Source organism: Mycolicibacterium bacteremicum, assembly GCF_002086115.1.
GTDB lineage: Bacteria > Actinomycetota > Actinomycetes > Mycobacteriales > Mycobacteriaceae > Mycobacterium > Mycobacterium bacteremicum.
Genome location: NZ_MVHJ01000002.1, coordinates 122,547 through 147,402 on the forward strand (window position 1 = coordinate 122,547; position 24,856 = coordinate 147,402).

23 protein-coding genes and 3 tRNA genes are annotated in these 24,856 nt (G+C 67.6%); 18 read left to right on the top strand and 8 right to left on the bottom strand.

What is annotated here, in order from left to right; all coding sequences use genetic code 11:
* Window positions 1-81: 81 nt before the first annotated feature.
* The 6 genes from BST17_RS02930 to BST17_RS29175 all read left to right on the top strand — a co-directional run bounded on the left by BST17_RS02930 (window position 82) and on the right by BST17_RS29175 (window position 6,400).
* Entirely contained in the window at window positions 82-1,170 is a 1,089-nt protein-coding gene (locus BST17_RS02930; protein WP_083055446.1) for a fatty acid desaturase family protein, read from the top strand.
* A gap of 236 nt (window positions 1,171-1,406) precedes the next feature.
* Window positions 1,407-2,159 (top strand): GAF and ANTAR domain-containing protein, encoded by a 753-nt coding sequence (locus tag BST17_RS02935; RefSeq protein WP_083055447.1) that lies wholly within the window; start codon window positions 1,407-1,409, stop codon window positions 2,157-2,159.
* A gap of 183 nt (window positions 2,160-2,342) precedes the next feature.
* Window positions 2,343-3,485, top strand: a complete 1,143-nt coding sequence (locus tag BST17_RS02940; protein ID WP_083055656.1) for a glycosyltransferase — start codon at window positions 2,343-2,345, stop codon at window positions 3,483-3,485.
* Window positions 3,476-4,489: a glycosyltransferase gene (locus BST17_RS02945; RefSeq protein WP_083055448.1), complete on the top strand. Its 1,014-nt coding sequence runs from the start codon at window positions 3,476-3,478 to the stop codon at window positions 4,487-4,489. The genes BST17_RS02940 and BST17_RS02945 overlap by 10 nt, the downstream gene beginning before the upstream one ends.
* Window positions 4,486-5,955 (top strand): glycoside hydrolase family 130 protein, encoded by a 1,470-nt coding sequence (locus BST17_RS02950; protein WP_083055449.1) that lies wholly within the window; start codon window positions 4,486-4,488, stop codon window positions 5,953-5,955. The genes BST17_RS02945 and BST17_RS02950 overlap by 4 nt, the downstream gene beginning before the upstream one ends.
* Before the next feature lie 295 nt (window positions 5,956-6,250).
* Window positions 6,251-6,400 carry a hypothetical protein gene (locus BST17_RS29175; protein WP_165762199.1) on the top strand — a complete coding sequence of 50 codons (150 nt, stop codon included), beginning with the start codon at window positions 6,251-6,253 and terminating at the stop codon, window positions 6,398-6,400.
* On the opposite strand, the gene recD is transcribed toward BST17_RS29175, so the two are convergent.
* From recD to recC, 3 genes are read right to left on the bottom strand one after another with little or no spacing between them, the layout of a single operon-like run.
* Window positions 6,397-8,013, bottom strand: coding sequence for an exodeoxyribonuclease V subunit alpha (gene recD, locus BST17_RS02955; RefSeq protein ID WP_083055450.1), 1,617 nt, complete (start codon window positions 8,011-8,013; stop codon window positions 6,397-6,399). The genes BST17_RS29175 and recD overlap by 4 nt on opposite strands.
* Window positions 8,010-11,249, bottom strand: coding sequence for a UvrD-helicase domain-containing protein (locus tag BST17_RS02960; protein ID WP_083055451.1), 3,240 nt, complete (start codon window positions 11,247-11,249; stop codon window positions 8,010-8,012). The genes recD and BST17_RS02960 overlap by 4 nt, the downstream gene beginning before the upstream one ends.
* On the bottom strand, window positions 11,246-14,413 hold the full coding sequence (gene recC / locus BST17_RS02965) for an exodeoxyribonuclease V subunit gamma (RefSeq protein WP_083055452.1): 3,168 nt from the start codon (window positions 14,411-14,413) through the stop codon (window positions 11,246-11,248). Before recC ends, BST17_RS02960 begins: the two co-directional genes overlap by 4 nt.
* 151 nt (window positions 14,414-14,564) lie before the next feature.
* Here recC and BST17_RS02970 point away from each other — a divergent pair, with 151 nt between their 5' ends.
* Window positions 14,565-14,864 carry a PASTA domain-containing protein gene (locus BST17_RS02970; protein WP_109749971.1) on the top strand — a complete coding sequence of 100 codons (300 nt, stop codon included), beginning with the start codon at window positions 14,565-14,567 and terminating at the stop codon, window positions 14,862-14,864.
* A gap of 31 nt (window positions 14,865-14,895) precedes the next feature.
* Here the strand turns inward: BST17_RS02970 and BST17_RS02975 are convergent, their stop codons facing one another.
* The 5 genes from BST17_RS02975 to BST17_RS02995 form a co-directional block, all read right to left on the bottom strand.
* On the bottom strand, window positions 14,896-15,609 hold the full coding sequence (locus BST17_RS02975; protein ID WP_083055453.1) for a crotonase/enoyl-CoA hydratase family protein: 714 nt from the start codon (window positions 15,607-15,609) through the stop codon (window positions 14,896-14,898).
* An 11-nt stretch (window positions 15,610-15,620) separates the two neighbouring features.
* Entirely contained in the window at window positions 15,621-16,457 is an 837-nt protein-coding gene (locus tag BST17_RS02980) for a DUF8453 domain-containing protein (protein WP_083055454.1), read from the bottom strand.
* Between the two features lie 72 nt (window positions 16,458-16,529).
* Window positions 16,530-17,396: a phospholipase effector Tle1 domain-containing protein gene (locus tag BST17_RS02985; protein ID WP_083055455.1), complete on the bottom strand. Its 867-nt coding sequence runs from the start codon at window positions 17,394-17,396 to the stop codon at window positions 16,530-16,532.
* Between the two features lie 197 nt (window positions 17,397-17,593).
* Window positions 17,594-18,697, bottom strand: coding sequence for a DUF4352 domain-containing protein (locus tag BST17_RS29555; RefSeq protein WP_083055456.1), 1,104 nt, complete (start codon window positions 18,695-18,697; stop codon window positions 17,594-17,596).
* A gap of 101 nt (window positions 18,698-18,798) precedes the next feature.
* Window positions 18,799-19,518 carry an MBL fold metallo-hydrolase gene (locus tag BST17_RS02995; protein WP_083055457.1) on the bottom strand — a complete coding sequence of 240 codons (720 nt, stop codon included), beginning with the start codon at window positions 19,516-19,518 and terminating at the stop codon, window positions 18,799-18,801.
* A 129-nt stretch (window positions 19,519-19,647) separates the two neighbouring features.
* Between BST17_RS02995 and BST17_RS03000 the strand changes: the two genes are divergently transcribed.
* From BST17_RS03000 to secE, 11 genes are all read left to right on the top strand, one after another.
* Window positions 19,648-20,094 (top strand): RrF2 family transcriptional regulator, encoded by a 447-nt coding sequence (locus BST17_RS03000; protein WP_083055458.1) that lies wholly within the window; start codon window positions 19,648-19,650, stop codon window positions 20,092-20,094.
* Window positions 20,091-21,227, top strand: a complete 1,137-nt coding sequence (locus BST17_RS03005) for a globin domain-containing protein (RefSeq protein WP_083055459.1) — start codon at window positions 20,091-20,093, stop codon at window positions 21,225-21,227. Before BST17_RS03000 ends, BST17_RS03005 begins: the two co-directional genes overlap by 4 nt.
* Before the next feature lie 102 nt (window positions 21,228-21,329).
* On the top strand, window positions 21,330-22,172 hold the full coding sequence (locus BST17_RS03010; RefSeq protein ID WP_083055658.1) for a hypothetical protein: 843 nt from the start codon (window positions 21,330-21,332) through the stop codon (window positions 22,170-22,172).
* A 165-nt stretch (window positions 22,173-22,337) separates the two neighbouring features.
* Window positions 22,338-22,410, top strand: a tRNA-Thr gene (locus tag BST17_RS03015).
* A 40-nt stretch (window positions 22,411-22,450) separates the two neighbouring features.
* Window positions 22,451-22,524 (top strand) — tRNA-Met (locus BST17_RS03020).
* Window positions 22,525-22,551: 27 nt separating this feature from the next.
* Complete coding sequence (gene rpmG, locus BST17_RS03025; RefSeq protein ID WP_023985310.1) at window positions 22,552-22,719, top strand: 50S ribosomal protein L33; 168 nt, start codon at window positions 22,552-22,554, stop codon at window positions 22,717-22,719.
* A gap of 9 nt (window positions 22,720-22,728) precedes the next feature.
* The gene (gene hadA / locus BST17_RS03030) at window positions 22,729-23,205 is read left to right on the top strand and encodes a (3R)-hydroxyacyl-ACP dehydratase subunit HadA (RefSeq protein WP_083055460.1); all 477 of its coding nucleotides are present in this window, start codon (window positions 22,729-22,731) and stop codon (window positions 23,203-23,205) included.
* Window positions 23,192-23,620 (top strand): (3R)-hydroxyacyl-ACP dehydratase subunit HadB, encoded by a 429-nt coding sequence (hadB, locus tag BST17_RS03035; protein ID WP_083055461.1) that lies wholly within the window; start codon window positions 23,192-23,194, stop codon window positions 23,618-23,620. Before hadA ends, hadB begins: the two co-directional genes overlap by 14 nt.
* Before the next feature lie 3 nt (window positions 23,621-23,623).
* On the top strand, window positions 23,624-24,136 hold the full coding sequence (hadC, locus tag BST17_RS03040) for a (3R)-hydroxyacyl-ACP dehydratase subunit HadC (protein WP_083055462.1): 513 nt from the start codon (window positions 23,624-23,626) through the stop codon (window positions 24,134-24,136).
* Between the two features lie 119 nt (window positions 24,137-24,255).
* Window positions 24,256-24,328, top strand: a tRNA-Trp gene (locus BST17_RS03045).
* A gap of 68 nt (window positions 24,329-24,396) precedes the next feature.
* Entirely contained in the window at window positions 24,397-24,846 is a 450-nt protein-coding gene (gene secE / locus BST17_RS03050) for a preprotein translocase subunit SecE (RefSeq protein ID WP_083055463.1), read from the top strand.
* The last annotated feature ends 10 nt before the right edge of the window (window positions 24,847-24,856 follow it).

The window sequence follows — 24,856 nt, forward strand, 5'->3', positions numbered from 1 at the left end:
CTGCCGGTGGGCATAGGCTGAAGTGACCTTCACGAGGTGGCCCGGACTTTGCCGCCGTACCAAGAACGGACCGGGACGAACATGGCCATTTGTGACATCGCCGCATACACGAACCTCACCCGAGAAGACATCGACGCCATCGGGGCCGAACTGGACCTGATTCGCAGCGACATCGAGGAATCTCTGGGTGCGCACGACGCCGAATACATCTATCGGGTGATCAGATTCCAACGCGCTCTCGATCTAGGGGCGCGCCTGCTCATCGCGGGAAGTCGATCCAGAGCTGGTTGGCTGGTGGGTACCGTTTCGTTGGCGTACGCGAAATCCATTGAAAACATGGAGATCGGGCACAACGTCGGGCACGGGCAGTGGGACTGGATGAATGATCCGGAGGTCCATTCGACCACGTGGGAGTGGGACATGGCCGGTTCGTCCCGGCAGTGGCGGTACTCGCACAACTACCGTCATCACGTGTTCAGCAACGTGCTGGGCATGGACGACGATCTTGGATTCGGGGTGCTCCGGGTGACCCGGGACCAGCCCTGGAAGCGTGAACACCTGTTCCAGCCGTTGCGAAACCTCTTGCTGGCGATCGTCTTCGAATGGGGTATCGCTCGGCACGGCCTCCATGCCGAACGGGACCGTGCGGTGTCCGAGGCTGAGAGGCGGTCGGTTACACGGACGATGCTGACCAAGGTCGGGCAGCAGGTCGCCAAGGATTACGTCTTACTGCCCGCGTTGAGCTTGCGCCGATGGCGCAGGACCCTTGCCGCCAATGTCACCGCGAACCTGCTCCGCAATCTGTGGGCGTACGTCGTGATCTTCTGCGGGCATTTTCCCGACGGCGTGCAACTGTTCACCCAGGAGTCGCTGGCACACGAGTCCAGAGCGCAGTGGTACCTGCGTCAGATGCTCGGTGCCGCCAATTTCAAGGCGGGCCGACTCCTGGCATTCTCCAGCGGCAATCTGTGCTACCAGATCGAGCACCACCTCTTCCCGGATCTGCCGAGCAACCGCTACGCGCAGATCAGCCTGCGGGTGCGCGCCTTGTGCGAGAAGTACGATCTCGATTACATCACCGGGTCGCTGCCGCTGCAGTACCTGCAGACGGTGCGCACCACGTTCCGGCTCGCGCTCCCGGACACCGGGTGGCGTTCAGTGCTGCGGTGATCACCGCAATCGACCGTTGCTGGATCGCACCGCACTCCGAAGAGATCGTGCGGCTACTTCTTGAACTTGGCCGCACCCTCGTCTAGGGCAAGAAATGCCTTCTTGCAACGGCTTTCGCGGTCAGCGGCACGTGCGCCCAGTGCCCTCGATGCTACCCGCCTCCCGGTGCAGGCGGGTCGACTAGCATCGAAGTCAATCCGGCACGGTCTGCAGTGCCGGTGAGATGGGTGTAGGCGATGGCGGAATATCCCGCGTGGAAGGACAGCTCCACGGAAGCCGACCTGCATGCCGGGTTGGCCCGGCTGGCAGGCCTGGTGGCGGACACGCTCAGCCTGCAACAGGTGCTCTCAGAGGTGTCTGCCGCGGCGGTGGGGGCGATACCGGGTGCCGACGGGGCGGGCCTGGCCATGCTCGATACCGCGGACGCGACGGTCTCCGCGTCGGCGTCCAGTGCGCACTTCGTCGCCGAACTCGAAGCCCTTCAGTACGAGATCCTCGGTGAGGGGCCGGGAATCACCGCAGTCGAGCGGGGATGCGCGGTCTGGTCAGGATCGCTGGGTGGGGAGCAGGCTTGGCCGCGATTCGGGCCGCGGGCAGGTCGCTCGGGCGTGCACAGCGTGCTGGCGCTGCCGCTCACGGTGGCCGACCGAGCGGTCGGTGCGCTCTGCGTATACGCCCGGAAAAAAGATGCCTTCGATGAATCGGCAGCCGGGGTCGCAGAGTTGTTCAGCGCACCGGCTGCGGTGGCGGTCCGCAACGCTCGCATTCTCGCTGACGCAGTCGCGCTGGCCGGTCAGCTGCGCGCAGCATTGTCGACCAGACCGGTGATCGACCAGGCGATCGGCATCATCCGGTCGCGCACCGGTCGCGATTCGGGGGAGGCCTTCGACCAACTTCGGGGCCTGAGCCAGGCAGAACACCGCAAACTCTCCGACGTCGCGGAACGGATCGTCGAGGACGCGGTGCGCCGTGCCCGCACCCGGCGGTAGCCGTCGGACACGGTGCGGGGTGTAGCGTGGGAATGGTTGGGAACCCAGCCAGTCCGGAATGAGTCAACCGTCCGCCGTTGACTCCACGAGCAAGCGCCTCACGCCGGACACCCTCGGTCATATCCCACTGTCTGGATTCCCTTGAATTCTTCTCCCCTACACCGATTGTCGAATGCTCCTGTGCTGGAGCGGGTTTGCGCAGGCACGCCGAGCTTCGGCATTCTCAGTACCTATCCACCCACACCGTGCGGCCTGGCCACCTTCAGTGCCGCCCTGGCCGACGGACTGTCAGCCACCGGCGCCGATGTCAATGTCGTCGCGATCGCGGACGGATCGCCGCACGGCGCCGGCCGGGTGGTCGGTGAGTTGACCAACGGATCGGCCGCTTCCGTCGCGGCGTGTGCGGACCTGCTCAGTGGCAGCGACATCGCGCTCATCCAGCACGAATACGGCCTTTTCGGCGGCCCAGACGGCGACGAGGTGCTCGACATTCTCGGCGCGCTGACCGTTCCGGCCATCGTGGTCGCGCACACGGTGCCCGCCACTCCGACCCGTAACCAGCGGGCGGTGCTCAAATCGGTGGCGGCGCTCGCCGACCGGGTGATCGTCATGTCGGATGCCGCAGCGTCGCGGTTGCAGACCGGATTCGGTGTGGACCGCCGCAAGATCGCCACGATCCCGCACGGGGTGACGATGCAGCCGATGGTCCACACCAAACGGTCCGGGCGGCCGACGTTGTTGACCTGGGGCCTGCTCGGGCCCGGCAAGGGCATCGAGCGCGTCATCGATTCGATGGCAGCACTGCAGGAGCTCCGAGGTAACCCCCGCTATCTGATCGCGGGGCGGACACATCCGAAGGTGCTCGCCGCAGAAGGTGAGGCGTACCGCGAGGCGCGTGCTGTGCAAGCCGACCGGGTCGGAGCCTCACGCTCGGTGTTCTTCGACGCCGGCTACCGCGATATCGCGTCACTGTCGGCGCTGGCACAGGCAGCGTCGGTGGTGGTATTGCCCTACGATTCCACCGAACAGGTCACCTCCGGGGTGCTGGTCGATGCCATCGCCAGCGGCCGCCCGGTCGTGGCGACGGCATTCCCGCACGCGGTCGAACTGCTCCGCGGCGGTGCGGGCATCGTGGTCGATCACGACGATCCTGATGCCATGACCTCAGCGCTGCGATCTGTGCTGTGTGATCCACGGTTGGCCGGGGCGATGGCCGCCGAGGCGCGGCGACTGGCGCCCAGCATGTCGTGGTCAGTGGTCGCCAGGTCCTATCAGGCTGTGGCACAGGGAATCCTGGCCGCGAAGATCGACCGCACATGGATGTGACCCCGCGGTTCGACCACCTGCTGAATATCTCGGACCACCACGGAACTTTTGAACACTGCTGCGGGCCGATGCCGCGGCGCGAACACGGGTACTGCACCGACGACATGGCCAGGGTGCTGGTGGTGACCACGCGCGACCCAGAGGTCGGCGACGCCGTCCGTGGACTGGCCGGGTTGGCGTTACGGTTCCTCGATGACGCACAGGCCATCACGGGCGGCTGTCGTAATCGTATGGACCACACCGGCCGCTGGACCGACACTTTCATGCTGCAGGACTGCTGGGGTCGCTGCCTGTGGGGTCTGGGCGCCGCAGCCGCGCACAGCGCGGACGACACGATCCGGACGCAGTCGACAGTGCAGTTCGAACGCGCCTCCCACGGGCGTTCGGTTTGGCCGCGGGCGATGGCTTTTGCTGCGGTCGGAGCCGCTGAACTGCTTGGTGTCGAGCCGGCGAATGCCGCGGCGCGCCGCTTGATAGAGGATTACGTCGCTGGTCTGGCCGCACCGACGGCTGACCCCTCCTGGCCATGGCCCGAGCCGCGGCTGACCTACGCCAATGCGGTACTGGCGGAGGCCATGATCGCCGCCGGTGATGTGCTCGAGAACGAGGCGTTATGCCGGCGGGGCCTGGACCTACTCGGCTGGCTGATCGAGAAGGAGACGACAGGGGGGCATCTCTCACCCACTCCCGCCCACGGTTGGTCCCGCGGTGAACCACGACCCGGATTCGATCAACAACCGATCGAGGTGTCCACGCTTGCCGATGCCTGCGCGCGTGCCGCTGGGGTGGATGCCGGCGCAATCTGGCCGGATACCGTGCGCGCGGCTTCGGCCTGGTTCCAGGGTGACAACGACGCGGGCCTGGTCATGTGGCATCCCGAGACAGGGGCCGGATTCGACGGCCTGCACCCCGACCGGGTGAACATCAACCGCGGGGCGGAGTCGACGCTGGCAGTGCTGTCGACGTTCCAACAGGCGCAACGTTTCGCCGGTGTCTCCCGATGATCCACGGCACTCTGGCCACCAGAGGCGCACAGCGGCTGACGGCCGATCCGTCGCGCGTCATCGCCAGACTGTTCGTGCCGGGTCAGGAGGGTTTCGAGGCCCGTGACTCACGCGCCGGGGCGGTGCTTCGCCGAATCTTGGCACTGGACGAGGCGGACGTCCGCGTGGCACTTGACGATGTGCTGGTCCGATTCGCCGGACGTCATCGCGATCTCATCGTCACCTTCGGCAGGCATGCGCACGAACTTGCCGACCGGCTGGATCCGGGTATCGAACTCACAGAGGATCGAATGTTGTTGCTGGGCGCCACTTTCACCAACGAGGTGAGCGTCGAGGGTGCTGCATTGTGCAATCCGAGCATGGTCGCGCATCCTGACCAGTCAGGTGTTGCCGAGGGTGACCTGCGTTTCGTGATGAGCGTGCGCGGAATCGGCGAGGGGCACCGCTCTTCGATCGGTTTCCGCACCGGCGTCGTCGACGCGGGGGGCGAGGTGACCGTCGATGAGCCCGCGCCCCTCGCCACCTCCGGCACGGTCGTCCCGACCATGCTCGGCGCCGCCATGTTTCGCGGCGAGGCCCTCCACAGGCACGCCGACGAGGCCACCGACTACGTGCTGGGGGGTCTCGGCGAGCGATTCAGCCGGCATGCGCTCGATGAGCGGCTGGAACGACTGCATCGGCACCGGGCCACCCGGACGCACACCCGAGAGACGATCGCGCAGATGCGTTCGATCGCCGACCGCGCGTACGCAGTCGAATTCGCCTCTGCCACGGAGCTCTCCGAGCGGGTGTTGTGGCCGGCCACCGACGCCGAGTCGTTCGGCATGGAGGACGCGCGATTCGTCCGCCTCGTCGAGGATGACGGATCGGTGACCTACCATGCCACGTACACCGCCTACAACGGTGCGCGGATCAGTCAGCAACTGTTGACCACGTCGGATTTCCGGGCGTTCACCTCGGTACCGATGGCCGGCGATGCGGCGGCCAACAAGGGCTTGGCACTGTTCCCGCGCCGGATCGCGGGTCGATACGCTGCGTTGTCGAGGTCGGACCGGGAATCGAACTCCGTTGCCTTCAGCGACGACCTCTCGGTATGGACGGCGGCGAGGCCACTGCAGCAACCGGTGGATTCCTGGGAGCTCCTGCAATTGGGGAACTGCGGGGCTCCGATCGAGACCGACGAGGGATGGCTGGTGCTCACGCACGGCGTCGGACCCATGCGCACCTACCGGATCGGGGCCATCCTGCTCGATATCGATGATCCCACGCAGATGATCGGCAGGTTGCGCACACCGTTGTTGAGCCCGGGGATCACCGAGCAGGACGGGTATGTGCCCAACGTCGTGTACTCGTGCGGAGCCCTGGTGCATGCGAACACGCTGGTGTTGCCGTACGGCATCGGAGACGCCGCGATCGGCTTCGCCTCCGTATCGGTACCACGGTTGCTCGCAGCTCTGCTGGAATGAAGAGGGGATCGCGAGCTGTCCGCCGATCGAATGAATTCGAACGATCGGATCGGCGCGTGAGTCGGGTCGGACAACACCTTTTGATCGGTCCCGCACCGTGATCAGACCGTACTTCAGCAGATGAAGGCCGGTGCTACGCCGGGCTAACAAAACTTCCGCTCCGTGTAGGTCTGGCTATCGCCGCGTGCAGGGCAAACGCGCGTAAGCGAATGCTGCCAAATCGACACCCGATTGAGTGTGATTCAGCGCACTGGCTGCGCTACATTGTGATCGCAGTCATACGAAAGAGGTGGACATGAGCGGTGTTCTGATCGGCGTAATCATGGTTCTGCTCGGTGCCGGCGCCGTCGGTGCCGTCGTTGCCGCCGCCATCCTCGGCTACGGCACGTTGGCGCTCTCCATCGGCATCGTCTCCAGCGCGGCCTTCGCGGCCAAGACCGTCTAACTACGCAGCCGTCGTCCCAGGCCGGTCGCTCGGATGGCCTGGCGGGAAATCGCTGCGCGTACCTCGGCTTCCGAGCCCACCACCCGCACCCTGGTCTGCGCCCGGGTCACCGCGGTGTAGAACAACTCCCGGGTCAGCAGGCGCGAATCCTCGGTGGGTAGCAGCACGGTCACTTCATCGGCCTGGCTGCCCTGCGATTTGTGGATCGTCATCGCGTGCATCGTCTCCACTTCGGCCAGCCGGCCCGGCGCGAACATCTGCGCGCCGACCGCCACTCGCAACCCGTCCGGTGAAGCGACGGCGACCCCGGTGTCCCCGTTGTAGAGCTTGAGGCCATAGTCGTTGGCGGTCACCAGAATTGGCCGTCCGGCATACCAGGTCGCCCACAGCGGGTCCCCGGTCGCCTCGGTCAGCCAGCGCTGAACCTGCCGGTTCCAGTGCGTCACCCCGTACGGCCCGTGCCGGTGCGCGCACAGCAACCGGTGCTCGTCGAGGGTGGACAGGGCTTCCGCGGTGGCGCCGAGCACGCATGCTTCGCGCAGCCGCAGCGCCTGCGGGAGCAGCACGTCGCGCAACCCGGCGGCCGACGGAAGCCATTCGATGTGTGCGCCGCCGGCGGCCAGGACCTGCAGTGCCGCGTCGGCGTCACCGGACCGCACCGCGGCGGCCAGCGTGCCGATCGCCGCACCGAACCGGTGCGATGTGGTCAGCGCGGCCACCCGGTCAGCGCCCAGCCCGTCGACCAGATCGGCCAGCACCGCACCGGCTTCCACCGATGCCAGCTGATCGGGATCGCCGACCAGCAGCAGCCGGGTGTCCGGTCGAACCGCCTCCAACAGCCGGGCCATCATGGTCAGTGACACCATCGAGGTCTCGTCGACGACGATGACGTCGTGCGGCAACCGATTACCGCGGTGGTGGCGGAACCGCGACGAGGTATCCGGCCGGGATCCGAGCAGCCGGTGCAGGGTCGTCGCCTGCAGCCCCGTCAACCGCCCGCGATCGGTCGGGCCGAGTCGGTCGACCTGCTCCTGCACCGCCTCCTGCAACCTGGCCGCCGCCTTGCCCGTCGGCGCGGCCAACGCGATCCGCGGTGTCGGCCGGCCCGCCAGTGCGGCCTGTTCGGCCAGTAGGGCCAGCAGCCTCGCCACCGTCGTCGTCTTGCCGGTGCCCGGACCACCGGTCAGCACCGTCAGGCCCTGGGTCAGTGCCATCTGGGCGGCCGCGCGCTGCTCGGCCCATTCATCGGGGAACAGCCGCACCACATCGGGAAGCTCACCGGCGGGCTGCGCGTCCACCAGGGCCAGCACATCGGCGCAGACCTGTTCTTCTTCCAGCCAGTACCGGTCCAGATACAGCAGATCGCCCAGCAGGCGCAGCACCGGCGGGGTGCCCGCCAGCGGACTCGCGGCAACGGCGGTCAGCCAGTCATCGGCCGTCAGGCCGAAATCAGCTGCCGCAGCGCGCAAGTCCACGCACACCGATCCGCCGCGCAACGCCCGCACCGCCAGCCGCACCGCGAGTGTCACTTCGGGCGAGGTCTCCTCGGCCAGTGCGGTCAACCGTTGTGCCACATGGATATCGGCCGGCTCGAAGTCGGAGTCGACGTTCATACACCTCCCAACCGGTCGGCGAGCGCGACGACGAGCGCCGGTGGTGGCTGCCAACTGAACACGCCGGCGGGGTTCCCGTCGGTCACCGGCGTATCCGGCCCACACATGCCACGAACGAACAGGTATTGCACGCCGCCCAGGTGCGCCTCGGGCTCGTAGCCCGGTAGCCGCCACGACAGATAGCGGTGCAGCACCACGCTGTAGAGCAGCGCCTGCAATGGATAGTCCGAGTGCAGCATCGCCTCGGCCAGCCGTTCGGGGCCGTAGTCGGCCGCCGTCAGGCCTCCATCGCCGACACCCAGCCAGTTCGTCTTGTAATCCACCACCAGATAGCGACCGTCGATGCGCAGCACCGCGTCGATGGACCCCGACAGGTACCCGTGCAGCGGCTGGCTGCCCAGCGCCCCGGACGCCAGTCGATCGATGTAGCGGCGCATCGGGTCGGCGGCCGGCAGGTGCTCGGCCAGGAGTGCGGCCAGGTCGGTCAACCGGGCGAATCCGCCGACCGTGCCGTCACCGCCGGCCAGCGGGATCTCGAAGTCGAGCTCGCGCAGCCGGTCCGGCAAACCGACCCGACGCAGCGTCACGCCGGGGGTCAGGGGACCGAGGTCGGTGTCGTGCATCGGGACCAGCGCCGCGGCCAACTCATCGGTGGCCACTGTCACCGGCCACTGCGCGGCATGGCGTTCGATGTGCACGGCGAGTTCGGCCGCCAGATCGGTCGCCAACGGATCAGCGGTCTCCAGCACGGCGTGCACCAGCGAGCCGAACGCTGCGCCGGTGGGCAGATCGGCCATCGGCGAGGGCACGTCGGCGCCGGACGCCGGCGCCACCAGCGGGATATCGGCCACCTCGTCGTCGAGTTCGACGATCTCGGGCTCGCTGGACACCGGCGCCTCCTCGGCCGCCCGCAGCAGCCCCGAATAGGACGTGCGTCGCCAGGACAGGTCGATGGAGCGATGGAAGCGACGCACCGCGAGATCGCCCGGCATCGGCTCGATTGCGGTCGCGGGGACGGACTCGATGACCGAGTCTTCGAGTACCGGGCCGCCCGCGTCGGCCCACTCCTGCAACCGCGCGCGGGCGTCGGCATCGGAGAGCCGGTCCGGGGAGCAGACGGCCGGCACCTCGGCCTCGCCGGGGCGACGGCCCCGCATCAGCCGGGACAATCCGCCGTTTCGCTCGTCCCAGGACGGCGCCCACCAGGCCACCACCTGCGCGCAGGCACGGGTCATCGCCACGTAGGTCAACCGGCTGTCGTTGGCGGCGGCCTCCTCCTTGCCGGCGCGCAGCACGGCCGGCCCGGCGGCGCCGACGTGCAGGCAGCGGGTGTCGCCATCGTGGTAGAGCACCGGGTTCGGTTCGGGTGCATAGCGATTGAAGGCAAAGGGGAGATAGACGACGGGGTACTGCAGGCCCTTGGACACCCATACCGTCATGATCTGGACGGCGGCGGCGTCGCTGTCGAGGCGACGGTTGCGTTCGGCGGAACCGCCGTCCTCACCGGTCTGGGTACGCAGCCAGTCCCGCAGCGCGGGCAGGCCGTAGCCTTCGCGGTGCGCGGTGTCCTGCAGCAGTTGCGTCACGTGCGCCAGATCCGTCATCAGCCGCTCACCGCCCTGCCAGGACAGCACCTGCCTGCCCATCCCGGCCAGCTGCGCGGCCTCGAACACCGCGGCCACCCCGCGTTCCCGGGCGTGCGCGGCCCAGGTGCGCAATTCCTCGGCGATCCGGTCGGTCAACGCGTCCCCACCGGCGGCGAGGGTTTCGGCGGTCTCGCGGAAGAACAGCGTCGCCGCGGCGGCCCGCACAAGACCGGAGCGATGCGGTTGGTCGAATGCCTCCAGCAGGCACAGCCAGTCGTGCGCGGCGCGCGAGGCGAAGACATTCGAGTCTCCGGTGTACACCGCGGGGATACCGGCCCTGGCCAGCGCCGCGTCACAGGCCCGGGCGTCGCGGTGGGTTTCGACGATCACGGCGATGTCGCGGGCCTCCAACCGTCGACCGTCGAAGGTGGCGCCACTGGCCAGCAGCGCGCCGATGTCGGCGGCCAGGTCGTCGCCGATGTGGGTGCGCAGCTTGTCCATCGAGATGGTGCGGGTACCCGAGCCGCTGCGCGACACCACCCGCAGCCGGAACGGGTCGTTGCGCGGTGCGCCGGCCAGCCGGGACCCCCGATGGTGGGCCTCGATGTCGTGGACGACGATGTCGGGTCCGCCGAGTTGGGCGCCACCGAGTACCACGTGCAACCGGTCCACCAGGTCGGCGTCGCTGCGCCAGTTGGTGCCCAGGGTCTGCTTGTCCCCGGCGGTCTGCGCGGCCCGCAGGTAGGTGTCGATATCGCCGCCGCGGAAACCGTAGATGGCCTGCTTGGGGTCCCCGATCAGGATGAGTGTCGACTGCCCCGCGAAGGCCCGCTCCAGCACCTGCCACTGCACCGGGTCGGTGTCCTGGAACTCGTCGACCATCACCACCGGCCAGCGTTGCGGCATGCGCACCCGTGCCGCCGAATCGGGATCATCGAGGGCCGCGGCCAGCCGGGTCAGCAGATCGTCGTAGCCGAGAATGCCGTTGCGTCGCTTACGGATCTCCAGTTCCGCCAACACATCCCGCGCGAAGGACAAGGCGACGGCGGTATCGGAGTCGGGTTCGGGGTCGATGGGGCGCAGCTCGGCGGCGGGATTGCGCACCACCTGCTTGGCCAGCTGCTGGGCCTGCCGGTAGCTCAGCGCCGGGTTGTCGCCGTCGTGGCCGAACCGGGCCAGATACTGATCGTCGACGATCTCGGAGACCAGGTCGTCGAGGTTCTCCACCAGGGTCAGGCCGCTGTCGCTGTCACCGGCGACACCGAGCGATTTCAACACGATGCTGCAGAACTGATGAGTGGTCGCGATGGTGGCGGCGTCGAAGCCTGCCAACGCATCGCGCAGCCGGAGCTGGCGGGCCCGCTGATCATCGGCGATCAGGTGGCGCAGCAGGTCGGTGGTCGCGCGGGCCGGGTCGTCGAAGGCCGCGAGGGCCTCGACGATCTGCCCACGCACCCGCTCGCGCAGTTCCTGGCTGGCGGCCCGGCCGAAGGTGATCAGCAGCATCTGGTCCAGGCCCTCGCGGTCCTCGGCCACCATCCTGGTGACCAGACCGGCCAGGGCGAATGTCTTTCCGGTCCCCGCGCTGGCCTCCAGCACCGTGGTGCTGCCCGGCGCCGGGAGCGGGCCGGTCAGATCGAAGGTTCTCACGACGCGGACTCCTCGGCTTCCAACAGCGGCAGCCACAGGCGCTGGGCGTACCCATCGAGGCCCGCCAGGTCGTCCAGGGACGCGTCGCGACCCCAGACCCGCTCGATGGCCGGATCGTCGGATTCGTTGCGCCACCGGTACGACGCCGGTTGCCGGGGGTCCTCGCCGGCCTGGCGGGCGGCCGCCCACGCGTAGGAGGTCTTGATGGGCAACGGCAGCGGGCGGCGCCGCCCCTCGTCGTACATCGCCACCAGATCTCGCAGCAGGGCGGGCGCGTCGGGCGGGCCGCCCAGACCCAGGACACGGGGGTCTGTGCCGCGCGGCGGACGACCGATGCACACCGCCGACCAGTGTGAACCGTGGGCTGCGGTCAAGGCCAGCAACGGAACCCACGAGGCCAGCAGGTGTTGACCGCCGAGCTTGGAATAGGTGACGGCCACCAGACGGTCGCCGAACACCGAGGACACCGTGCCGGTGAGGCGACGCCCGGCGCCCAGGTCGATATCCACGTCGAACGCCCGGCCGTCGACGCCGCGGTAGCGCAGGGCCGCGGCGGCCAGGAGTGCCGCCTGATCGCGTAGGTCGACAGCCCGCCGCCAGCCCAGTTTGCCCGGCGGCAGTGTGCCGCGGCGCCATTCGGCCTGCTGGGCGTCCTGTGGGGATATACCCCGCAGGATGTCGGCGAGCATCCGGTCGCCGACGGTCCACTCCTGGAGGGCGTCGATCTCGACGGGCATCACGTCCGAGACGCCGTCGACGTCCCAGGGCAGGGTGAAGTCCAGGGCGCGGAAGAAGCCCTTCACCGGGTTCTTGAAGAAGGCGATCAGGTCGGCCAGTGAGACGTCCGCCGGTGGTGGGTCTGGCAGCGGGCCGGTGACGAAGTCCGGTTGCGCGGCGCGCCTGCCCGCCATCGCCTTGGCGGTGTCGAGCACGGTGCGGTCGAAGGTGAACGGCTGGGCCGGGATGAGCCGTCCCGGCTCGACGTTCTGGATGTCGAAGGGCTGCAACGGATGACGGGTCACCAGGTCGCCGGCCAGTTCGGCGGCGGTGGCGCGCAACGTGTCCAGCAGTTCGGCGATGGGCACGGCCGGCGGGCGGGCCTGGCCGGTGTACTCGTTGGCGCCGGTGTAGGTGATGACCAGCGTCTCGGTGGCGGCGCCGATCGCGTCGAGCAGCAACTGGCGGTCCTCGGAACGGATGTCGCGCTCCCCGGTGTGCGGGTCGCGGGCCAGGATGTCGTCACCGTCGACGACGCCCTGCCGCGGGAAGACCCCGTCGTCCAGGCCTACCAGGCAGACCACCCGGTGCGGTACCGACCGCATCGGCACCATGGTGCATACCGTGAGGGTGCCCGTGCGGAAGTTGGCGCGGGTGGGCCGGCCGGCGAGGTGGCGCTCCAACAGGGCTCGGATATCGCTGAGCCGCAGTGATGTTTCACCGCCGGTGTCGGCGAGGATGTCGGCGAATTCGCGGCGTACCTGGGCGGCCGGCCAGTCCTGTTCGTCGAAGGCCAGCGCGTCGATGGCGTCGGTGAGGCCGGCCAGCCAGTCGGCCAGCGGTCGGGTGCCGCTCATGGCGCGTACCGCGTCGGCGAGTCGGTCGACGAACTCGGCGAACCGGCCCGCGAGTTCGACGCGATTGCTGCTGACATCGTCGAGGGGGAGCGTGGTGCCGAGCCAGGCGTGCGAATCGTCGGACATCGCCACCCCGGCCAGGATGCGGTCCATGCCGAACCGCCAGGTGTTGTGCAGGAATCCGAGTCCGTAGGGGGCGCGGTGGTCCTGGTCGAAACCCCAGCGGATGTTGGCTTCCCGTACCCAGGCGGTGATGGCGTCCAGGTCGTCGTCGGTGAAGGAGAACCTGGCCCGTACCGGGGCGGCGCCGGCCAGGTTGAGCACCTCGCTGGCGCCGGCGCGTCCGCCGGCCAGGGTGAGCAGTTGTCCGGCCACCGCGAGCAGCGGGTTGGTCTGGACGAGTGCGCGATCGGCCAGGCGGACGCGCAGGCGATGGGCCGGGTGGGCGTTGTGCACGACGTCGCCGAGCCCGAAGCCTGCGGTGATCAGCGGGGCGTAGGTCTCGATGTCGGGGCACATGACCAGGATGTCGCGCGGCTCGAGGGTCCGGTCGTCGGCGAGCAGGCCGAGCAGGATCTCGCGCAGCACGTCGATCTGGCGGGCCGGGCCGTGGCAGGCGTGCACCTGGACGGACCGGTCGGTGGGTAGCTGACGACGGCCGGCGGGGCGCAGTGTGTCGGCGGCGATGTCGGATTGCAGCCAGCCGAGCATCGTGTCGGGATATTCTGCGGCGCAGAGGTATTCATCGGTATCGGCGGCGGGCAGTGAGCGTTGCAGTTCGCGCAGGTCGCGGCCGAGGGTGGCCAGCAGCGGGTGGCCGACGTCGCGATGGGTGGTGTCGTCGCGGCGCGGCAGGACGCCCCGGTGCTGCTGCAGTTTCTGCCATAGCGGATCGCTGGGGTGGGGCAACCACAGATGGAGGTCGTGATGGCCGGCGACGGCCTGCAGCAACTCGATCTCGGTGGCCGGGATGCGGGTGTGGCCGAACAGCGAGAGCCGCGGCGGCAGGTCACTCGGCGAATCACGTAGTTGTGCAAGTGCTTTGGCATGCCGGATATGCGGTGGCTCGGCGGCGATTTGTTGGGTGAGCTTCTCCCAGAGCGGGCGCTGCCAGGCCAGGTCATCGGGGAGGCCGTCCCAATCGGTGAGCAGCTGTGGGCGCTGGCGTGCGTACGAGGCGAACAGGCCGGCGAGCCGGCGGGTGACGGCGTAGCGGCGGCCCTGGCGGAGTTCGCGTTCCTCGCCGATGGCGAAGTGGCCCAGATGGTTGGCCAACGTCGCGCACCAGGGCTCGTCGAGGCTCTCGTCGATGACGGCCAGTAGTGGCCAGACCATGGCGTCGGCGGCCCAGGGGTTGTCGGTGTCGGTGCCGGTGAGTTCGGCGATCAGCGAGCGCGGGTTGCGGAACTCGACGCCGGCGCAGACGCCGAGCCGGTTGGCCAGGCGCTGGCTCAGCCAGCGTTCGATGCCCTTGGCGGGCACCAGCACCAGCTCGGTGGCGAACGGGTCGGGGAGCGGTTGGGCCAGCAGTGCTGCCAGGCCGTCGGCGAGCACGTCGGTGCGCTCCGCGCGGTGCAGGTGCAAAGCCATCGCGATCAGCGTAACGGGCGGGGCAGACACGACGACATGACAAAATGAGGGTCGGCTTTCGGCTGGCCGCGGCGGTCTACGCTGCGGGATGAGAACAGTGCGTGCCTCGGCACGATGACAGAGGGGGTTCGCCTTGATCAGGACACTTGCCGTGAGCGGTGCCGCGGTGTTCGCACTGTCGGTGGCGGGGGCCCCGACCGCGGCCGCGGAGCCGGCCTGGACGATGCCGGATCTGACGGGCATGAGCCTGGCCGAGGCGCAGGCGCTGTACGACTCGACCATCAAGGACACCGGCGGGCCGTGGTTGGAGGTCATCAACGGGTACGTCGAGGGCTGGACCATCCGGGCGCCCAAGATGTACGACGTCTGCAAGCAGCAGCCCGCCGCGGGTAAAGCGCTGGAGGCCAAGACCTGGACCGCCATCGCGGTGAACAAGCGCGGCGACTGCTAGGCCGTTCGGCCTTTTCGGGCCGCGAGGCGGCTCAGCCCAGGGACATCTTGAACTCGGCGGCCAGCCCGTCGATCCCTGCCTGGATCGCGGCAATGGCTGCCCCGCGCGCCTTCGCTTTGCTCGCCACATGCGCCTTCAGGTGCAGCGTCGCGGCGTACTCCGCGGCCACCTCCTGCGCACGTGTCAGCACGGCTTCGCGCTCGACGATCTCGTCCAGCCAACCCGCATCGATCGCCGCGTCACCGGCGAACACCGCCGCCACCGACACCGCCCGCGAGAAGGCCGGCGGCGTCAGACGCATCCGCATGATCTCCAGCGCGGCCACCGGCAGCGTCATCCCGATCGCCACCTCGTTGGCCTGGCAGCGGCTCTTCGCCGAGCCCACTCGATGGTCGCCGCTCAACAACAGGAACGATCCCATCGCGATGGCCGGCCCCGTCGCCGCGATCACCACCGGCGCGGGGAAGCGCAGCAGCCGGATGGCGAGCTCGAATCCGCCACTGAGCATGCCGTGGCCGGCCTCTTCGTCTCCGGACGCGAACACGCTGAGATCGAATCCGCCACTGAGCACCCGCTCGTTGCCGGCCAGCACCACTGCCTTCACGGTGCCCGCGGCGATATCGGTCTCGGCCTGATCCAATGCGGCACCGATGGCCGACTGCATTGCCGGGGACAGTGCGTTGACCTTGCCGTCGTCGAGCGTGACGGTCGCGACGGCTTCGTGGACGGCATAGGTGGCGGTCATAGGCCGGGATGTTACGGAGCGGGTTGCCGAATTCCGATGGCGGGGCTGGAGTGGTGCCGCCCGGTCGGGGCCGGCTCGGCGGCCTGCTCGCGTCCCAACCACGGGAAGTCGAGTTGGGTCGTCTCGTCGGTCTGCCGCGTGCGCCAGCGGTCCTGGGTCTCACGGACCGCCTGGTTCATCCGGTCGATCTCGGCGCGGAACACCTCGGGCCGGGTTTCCTTGGACGCGTAGTGGAAGTAGGTGAGCACGCTGCGCAGCAACTCCAGCTTCTGTTTCTCCCGCTTGGCCAGGTCATGCGTCGTCATCAGCTCCAGCCGCTGCACGGGCTGCAGCGTCGCCCAGTCGAGCACCACCGGCGACTCGAACTGTTGCTTGCCGCCCCGGTACCGCACCGTCCCGACGAAGCGGGAACCAATCTGATCGCCGAACTCCTCCCGGCTGATCGCCGAGTCCCACACCGTTCGCCATTCCTGCCCCGGCGCGAGTTGTGTCAGTTCGCTGGGCAGCGGCAGCTCGGCAATCTCCGGCAGGCCGTCGGGGTAGCGGTCCTCATACCGCCCGACCGTCAGCGGTGTCGTGAACTCCAGTGCGACATCGTGGGCGGCGGACCGCCCGAAGTTGCGCACGACCAGTTCGATCACGTGCCAATCCGCCGGATGCGGCTCGATGAAGACCGCCACGTGGGGCCGCAGCTCATCACTCTTGAGCTGGCGATTCCGCTTCAGCGCCCGGGCGGTGAACACCAGCGCCGCCAACCCGAGCGCAAGCCCGGCCCACGCCGCGATCGCCAACCACCCCGCCGACCCCAGGCCGGCCAGGTCGGCCCACCGATCCCTCAACCAATCCACCGCGACCTCATGTCATCAGAACGAGCAAAAGTACTTCGCTGATGATCGCACAACGCCGCGGCTGCGGCGTTGCTAGGACGCGGCGGCCAGCACCCGCGGCAGCGCCGGCACGGTGTGCTCGGCGCTCAGCAGCTTCTCCCCGCGGTCCAACCAGTCGACGTCGGCCCACTCGACGCGCGCCGGCAGCCGGCGCCAGTACCGCGGGTGATTTCGCAGGTGCAATTGCACGCTGGCGTGGACGGCGGCGTCCGGCGGCAGCCGACGCATGCCGATCGTCAGCGCCGAACTCTCCCGCTCGATCTGCGTGGACGGCGACATGTCCAGTCGCAGTCCCGCGCCACCGGCACCGTCGAGCATCCAGTCCAGCGTCAGCGCGCCGGTGACGACGTCGCGGTGCGTGCCGCGGAACCAGACCTCCTCGAGGCCCTCCACGCGCTGCAACGACCGTCCACCGTCGATCGCCATGGCATGGCGACCGTGCACGACGCCGACCGGCGCCGCAGCCCCGCGGACGCGCGCACAATCCCACAGCCCGAGGAATCGCACCGGCACCGCGATGTCCTCGTGATCGGCCAGTCCGGCGGCCACCGCGGTGACCTGGCGCCAATCCTGGGTCGAGCGCTCGGTGCGCGGCAACGCATACGTCGCCAGCATGTAGTCGCGCAGCTCGCCATCGAGCACGCCGATGGTGTTGAGCAGTCGCGTCAGCGCCTGCGCGGAGGCTGCGCCGCCGCCAGTGCCGAATACGTAGACGTCGTCGCCGGGATGCCAGTGCTCGATCAGGAATCCGTAGGCCGACGCGACAGCGGCGCGCACGTCGCCGGTCCGGCGGCTCGTGTGATGATGCCAACCGACCTGGCCGACCGGGTCTATCCGGCGGAACAGCGCCGTCGCATTGCTCTCCCCCGAGTGGTCGAAGCACAGCACGATATTCGTCACGGCAACCCCCCGGCGGTGCAACTGAATCGAAACCTAGCGAATAATTCTGCCAATCTCACTTGGTGCGACCAAGGCGGAATCTCGCGTAAACGGCTGCATGTTCGACTAAATCCAGCGTCCGAAGGCTACCGCGCGACTGAATCAGTTGTCTGTCCGCCGCATGGCGTACACATTCGCGCGGAGCAGGCAACTTCAGCTCAGCTGAGCGGAATCAGTGCCCCAGGGCTACCGAGATCGCCGAGAACCCGAATCGACTCCGGAGTACTTCCCGAGGGAACATCGAAGGCGATCGTCACGTCGACCGGCTGGCCCGGATACAGCACGGCGGAGATGCCGTTGAGGTAGAACGTCGCTTCGGTGTCGGGGCTGTAGGGCTGCCCGCCGACGGTCAGTACCTGCTGGTCGGACAGGAATGTGGCGGGGGATTGGCCGTTGTTCACCAGATTGAGCTTGACGATGACGAACTGCCCGGCCGCCGTCTTGGTCAGGAATTCGTTGTCGATCGCCGACACCGTCGGGACGATCTCGACGCCGTTCTGGGTGATCGTGACGTCACCGTCGACCGCCGACCCGGCGGCCGGGGTGTCGCCGGGCGCGGGCGCGGCGGAATCCGTTGTGGGGTCGGCGGACTCACTGGCCACACCGGTCTCGGTGGTCACGTCCGTACCGGTCGCCTCGGCCGCGTCCGTACCGGGATCGGCGAAGGCGAATGCCCACACGAGCACTCCGACCAACACCGCCGCCAACGCGCCGACGCCGATCAGATACTTCTTGAGCGGGCTGCCCGCGGGCGCCGGTTCCGGGCCTGCGGCGAACGATACGGGCTCGACGGGCGGCGGGGTCGACGTGGAGACGACGGCGGTCGGCTGCTCGGGTTCGGGCCACCCAGGTGCCGACGGCGCCTCAACGTCGCGCGGCAACGGCACGACGGCGGTCGGCTGCTCGGTCTGCTGTACGACGGTGGTGGTCTGATCGGATACCGGATCGTGGGCAGGCTCGGGTTCGTCGGAGGTGTCGGTCGGCACCACGGCAGGGGTCTCCGGCTCGGCGGACACCTCCGGCTCGGCCGACGTCTCGGGCTCGCTCACCGGCGGCTCGTTCTTGCCGGCGTCCTCCCATGACGGCATCGCCATGTCGTCCTCAGGCCACGGCGGCAACTCCGCGGGCCAGGCCGACGTCTCCTCGGTGGACTCGGGGGCGTCAGGGCGTTGAGCCGTCCAGGCCGCGCCATCCCAGTAGCGTTGACCTCCGGACCCGTCGGGATCCGGATACCAGCCGGCCGTGGTCGGCGGTGTCGTCATGCAGGGCTTCCTCCCTAACGCGCGCCACCGGGGCGCTGTGACCTCGCACAATAGTCCAGCCAGCAAAACGTCGCGAGATTATCGCCGGCCGGGCGACTCCGTCAGCCGCCCATCAACATGCGCCATTGGTCGAGATTGCTGGCGCGATAGACGTAGTTGGAGCGCTTCACCTCCGAGAGCGCAGCGCTCGGTTCGGTCGAGTACCAGTGGCCCGGGAACACCGTCGGATCACCCGGCAACGTCGACAGCGATTGCAGGCTGCGGAACATGTCGTCGACGTTGCCGCCGGGGAAATCGGTGCGGCCGCAGCCCTCGAGGAACAAGGTGTCCCCGGCGACCAGGCGACCGTCGAGCAGGAAGCACTGGCTGCCCGGGGTGTGTCCGGGGGTGTGCAGCAATTCGATGTCGATTCCGCCGACGCTGACCTTGTCGCCATGCCGGTGGCTGGTGAGCTCGCTCATCGCGATGCCCGTGACGTTCGAAACCCATTCGGCCTCAAGGGCGTTGACGTGCACCGGCACGCTGACGCGGTCCAGTAGTTCGGCCACACCGGCCAGCGTGAAACCCATCATGGTCCCGCCGACGTGGTCGGGGTGGTGGTGGCTGACCAGCACCCCGGACAAGCGCATGCCGTCGGCCTCCAGGGCGTCGACGAGCTCACCGGCCGAGTAGGCCGGATCCACCAGCACAGCCTCGCCGGTCTCGCGGTCGCCGATCAGATAGGCGAAGTTGCGCATCTGCTGAGCGATCGGATCGGCCGCTGCGAAGTCGCGGCCCGACAGCAATTGGCGGAAGTACAGGCGATCGGTATCGGAAGCCATGCGCAACACCTTATGGGTAAGCGTCGTACCGCCCATAACCGCAGGTCCAAAAACCGCACGTCAACGTGTATTTAAGGCCACTGGCGCGATATCTGGTATTCCAGATGCAGGATTACTAGCGTCAGGGCCATGCAACTCACCCGGTTCACCGACCTGGGTCTGCGCACGATGATGCTGCTGGCCGCGGGGGACGCCGCCGATCGCCGCATCACCACCCGGACGATCGCCACCGGCGCCGACGCCTCCGAGCACCACGTCGCCAAGGCGGTCGCGCGGTTGGTCGACCTCGGCATGGTCAACGCCAAACGCGGTCGTGTCGGCGGGCTTTCGCTCACCGAGGCGGGGCGCACGGTGTCGCTCGGCTGGCTGGTGCGAAGGCTCGAAGGCGATACCGAGGTGATCGATTGCGACGGCGGCCGGCCTTGCCCACTGATCGCCGGGTGTCGACTGCGTCGCGTGCTGGCCGAGGCCAAGGAGGCCTTCTACCGCGAGCTCGACAACCACACCCTCCAAGACCTCACCGGCAGCGGCTTGCTGCCGGTCGTGACCCTCCCGCTGGAAAGGACCACCCGATGACCGTCGTCGCTGCGCACGAGGAACTGCAGCCCGCCCACGCCGAGATGATCAAGGCCACCCTGCCGTTGGTCGGAGCCAACATCGACGCGATCACCCGCACCTTCTATTCGCGGCTCTTCGACGCCCATCCGGCCCTGTTGCGCAACCTGTTCAACCGCGGCAACCAGGCCCACGGTGCCCAGCAGCGGGCGTTGGCCGCGTCGATCGCCACCTTCGCGACCCACCTGATCGACCCCGACCTACCGCACCCGGCCGAACTGCTCTCCCGGATCGGGCACAAGCATGCGTCCCTGGGCGTCACCGCCGACCAGTACCCGATCGTGCACGAGCATCTGTTCGCCGCGATCGTCGAGGTGCTGGGCGCCGAGACCGTGACCGCCGAGGTGGTCGAGGCGTGGGACCGTGTCTTCTGGATCATGGCCGACACGCTGATCGACATGGAGCGTGGCCTCTACGAGCAGGCCGGCGTGTCCGCGGGTGACGTCTACCGGCGCGCCCGGGTACTGAACCGGGTCGACGATCCCTCCGGGGCCGTGCTGGTGACCGTCGCATGCGAGGCGAACTTCGAACCTGGACAATATGTTTCAGTGGGGGTGACGTTGCCCGACGGCGCCCGCCAGCTGCGCCAGTACAGCCTGGTGAACAAGCCGGGTGACGGTCGGCTGACCTTCGCGGTCAAGCCGGCCGGCGAGGTGTCGGAGTGGATCCGGGACAACCTTCGCGTCGGGGATCTGGTCGATGTCACCGTCCCGTTCGGGGATCTGCCGGTGCCGGCACCCGGGGTCCCGCTGGTGCTCATCTCGGCGGGCATCGGCATCACCCCGATGATCGGCATCCTGGAAACCTTGCCCGTGGATGCCCGGGTGCAGGTGCTGCACGCCGACCGCAGCGCGCAGACCCATCCGCTGCGGGAGCGGCAGCGCGAGCTTGTCGACGGGCTGCCCGGTGCGTCCTTGCAAGTCTGGTACGAGGACCTGATGTCGCTGGACGGCGTCGAGCTGCCCGAGGACGCCGAGGTCTACCTCTGCGGCAACGACGGATTCGTCCGCGCGGTGCGCGATCAGCTGCTGGCCCGCGGGGTGACCCGGGTGCACAGCGAGCTGTTCAGCCCGAACGACTGGCTGTTGTCCTAGGGTTTCGGCCGTGAGATTCACATTAGGGACGTGTGACCGATCGGATGCGTCCCTGGTGTGAACCTCGGCCAGGTTGTCGGGGGCCGCTGCCGGCATCTGACCATGGGCGTCTTTATCGGCAGCGAGGCCTTGGCGGCGGGCAAGGTCACTCGGAATGAACTCCGTCGGCGCTATAAGCGAATCTGTCCGAATGTCTACGGCCCGCCGAACCCGACGCTGCGTGAACGGGCGGAGGCGGCGTGGCTGTGGTCGAACCGTCGGGGAGTGATTGCAGGGGTGGCGGCATCTGCCTTGCATCACGCCAGGTGGGTCGCCGACGATGTTCCGATCGAGATGCTCGGGCGGAGTACCCGGCCGGCCGCAGGCGTGATCGTCCGCAATGAGGTTTATGCGCCGGACGAGGTGATGACGATTCACGGGATTCCGGTGACGACTGCCGCTCGAACTCTTTTCGATCTGGGCAGGCATCTGCCACGAGATGAGGCGGTTATGCGGATGGACGCCTTGCTCTGGTGTTGGCAGGTGGCGGTGGACGAGGTGCTACCTCTGATCGACCGGTATCCGAGCGCCCGCAACATCCGCAGACTCAAAACCGCGCTCGAGCTGTCCGATGACGGAGCGGAATCGCCCCGCGAGACGTGGTTGCGGCTGGCCTTGACCGATGCGGGAATGCGACCGACCCGGACGCAGATCCCGGTCTTCGACGAGAAGGGCCGGATCGTGGCGAAGGTCGACATGGGCTGGGAGGACCTCAAGGTGGGCGTTCAGTACGACGGCCGCCAACATCAGACCGACCGGCAGCGATACATCCAGGATCTGAAGGTGAACCGTGCGCTGGAGCAGCAGAAGTGGGCGATGGTCAGGGTGATCGCCGAGGACCGTCTGGGCGACACTCTTGCCCGAGTGGCGAGGACGCTGGAGGCCAGACGAAGAAGCGCTGCTTGAGATTCACGTCAGGGACGTCCCCGTGCCGGAAAGCGTCCCTGATGTGAATCTCGGCGGAGCGAACCCCGCGGAGACCCGGAAAACCGCCCTCAGACCAGCCGTTTTGGCAGCAGGAACAGCGAGAATGTACCCTCTTTAAGGCCCTACGGCCGAAGGTAGTGCAAGGCCCCCTTAGCTCAGTCGGCAGAGCGTTTCCATGGTAAGGAAAAGGTCAACGGTTCGATTCCGTTAGGGGGCTCGGTGGACGCGCCCGGCGGAGCTCCGCCCGCGTCGATCGGGGCGGTGTAGCTCAGCTGGTTAGAGCGCACGACTCATAATCGTGAGGTCGGGAGATCGAGCCTCCCCACCGCTACAGGCAGAACAACGAGAGGCAAGAGACGTGGCGTCGAGTACCGACGTACGGCCGAAGATCACTTTGGCCTGCGAGGTGTGCAAGCACCGTAACTACATCACGAAGAAGAACCGGCGGAACGACCCTGACCGGCTGGAGATCAAGAAGTTCTGCCCGAACTGCGGTCACCACCAGCCCCACAAAGAGTCGCGTTAGCCCCTGGTCGTGGCGCTGTCGGAGAAACTCGTCGGGAGGCATTTCCGCTACCCCGACGCCTACGAAGTCGGCCGCGAGAAGATTCGCGAGCACGCCGTAGCCGTCAAGAACGACGATGCTTTCTATTTCGATGAGGCTGTCGCCGCCGAACTGGGCCACCAGAGCCTGCCGGCGCCGCTGACGTTCATCTGCATCTTCGGCTACGCGGCGCAGTTGGCTTTCTTCAACGACGCGAACATCGCGATCCAGGACGCACAGATCGTCCAGGTGGATCAGGCTCTCAAGTTCGCCAAGCCGATCCGGGCGGGCGATCGGTTGTATTGCGACGTCTATGTGGACTCGGTGCGACAGGCGCACGGCACCGACATCATCGTCACGAAGAACATCATCACCAATGAACACGGTGAGGTTGTGCAGGAGGCCTACACGACCCTGGCGGGGCGTTCGGGCGACGGAGAAGAGGGCTTTTCAGATGGCACTGCGTGAGTTCAGTTCGGTCAGCGTCGGGGACACCCTCCCCGAGCAGACAATCCAACTGACCCGTCAGGACCTGGTCAACTACGCCGGCGTCTCCGGCGATTTGAACCCGATCCACTGGGATGACGAGATCGCCAAGCAGGTCGGTCTGGACACCGCGATCGCGCACGGCATGCTGACCATGGGTCTGGGTGGCGGCTTTGTCACCAACTGGGTCGGCGACCCCGCCGCGGTCACCGAGTACAACGTGCGGTTCACCGCCGTGGTGCCCGTGCCCAACGACGGCGTCGGCGCCGAGATCGTGTTCAGCGGGCGAGTGAAGTCTGTTGACGCCGAGTCGAAGTCGGTCACCATCGCGCTGTCTGCGACCACCGGTGGCAAGAAGATCTTCGGCCGTGCCATCGCGGTCGCGAAGCTGGCCTGATTCATGGCGCTGCGTCCCGACCTGCTCGGCATGGTCTACAAGTACCCCGAGGTGTTCACCGTCGGTCGTGAGCAGGTCAAGCTGTTCGCCAGGTCGGTCAAGTCCGAGCACCCGGCCTCGATGAACGAAGAGGCCGCCGCCGAACTGGGCCACGACACGTTGGTCGCCGGACCGACATTCGTGTCGATCCTGGCCAACCTGGTCCAGCAGGACTTCTTCCGCAATGTCGACGTCGGCATGGAGACCATGCAGATCATCCAGGTCGATCAGCGCTTCGTGTACACCCGCCCGATCAAGGTGGGCGATCATCTGCACGCGGAGCTGGAGATCATGTCGGTCGACAATCGGTTCAACGCCGACATCGTCGTCACCCGCAACATCCTGCGGGACGAGAACGACGAGGTGGTCATGGAGGCGTACACCACGCTGATGGGCCACGAGGGCGACAACTCCGTCTCGGTGCGCTACGACCGGGAGTCCGGACAGGTGCTGCGCACCGCAGATGCGGGGGATTAGTAAGTAGTACTTGGACCGATGTACACTCGGTCCTCGGGGTTTTCCCACTACAGCGCGCTGTCCGTCGGTTCGGAAATCGACCGATCGGAGAGCGCGCAACTGTGTGAGGCCCTGAACGAAGGGGCGTAGCTCAATTGGCAGAGCAGCGGTCTCCAAAACCGCAGGTTGCAGGTTCAAGTCCTGTCGCCCCTGCTCAACTGAATACTCGACAAGTGTGGACACTGGAAGGTGACCACACGTAACCAGACGAAAGGCATGCGGTGAGCGACGACAAGCCGGCACTGGGGCCTTCGGCGGACGAGGCGCCCGAGGGCGGCGAGACGGCCGGCCCGACCGCGGCAGCCGCCCGCCCGCTGCGTCCCACCGGAAAGCGGACGCGACGCGCGGCCGTCGGCGTCATCGATGACGAGACGGAGACGTCGGAGACCGTCGAGTCCGGTGATGCCGACGCCGACTCCGGTGAGAAGGCAGCCAAGCGCACCAAGGCCGCCAAGCCGGCCAAGAAAGAGGGCTCGCGGGTCAACCCGTTCGCCTTCGTCTGGAACTACCTGAAGCAGGTCGTCACCGAACTGCGCAAGGTCATCTGGCCGAACCGTAAGCAGATGGTCACCTATACGACTGTGGTCCTGGTGTTCCTGGCGTTCATGGTGACGCTGATCGGATTGGCCGATCTCGGGCTCGTGAAGCTCGTGGGAATCATTTTCGGCTGACCCGGAAGTA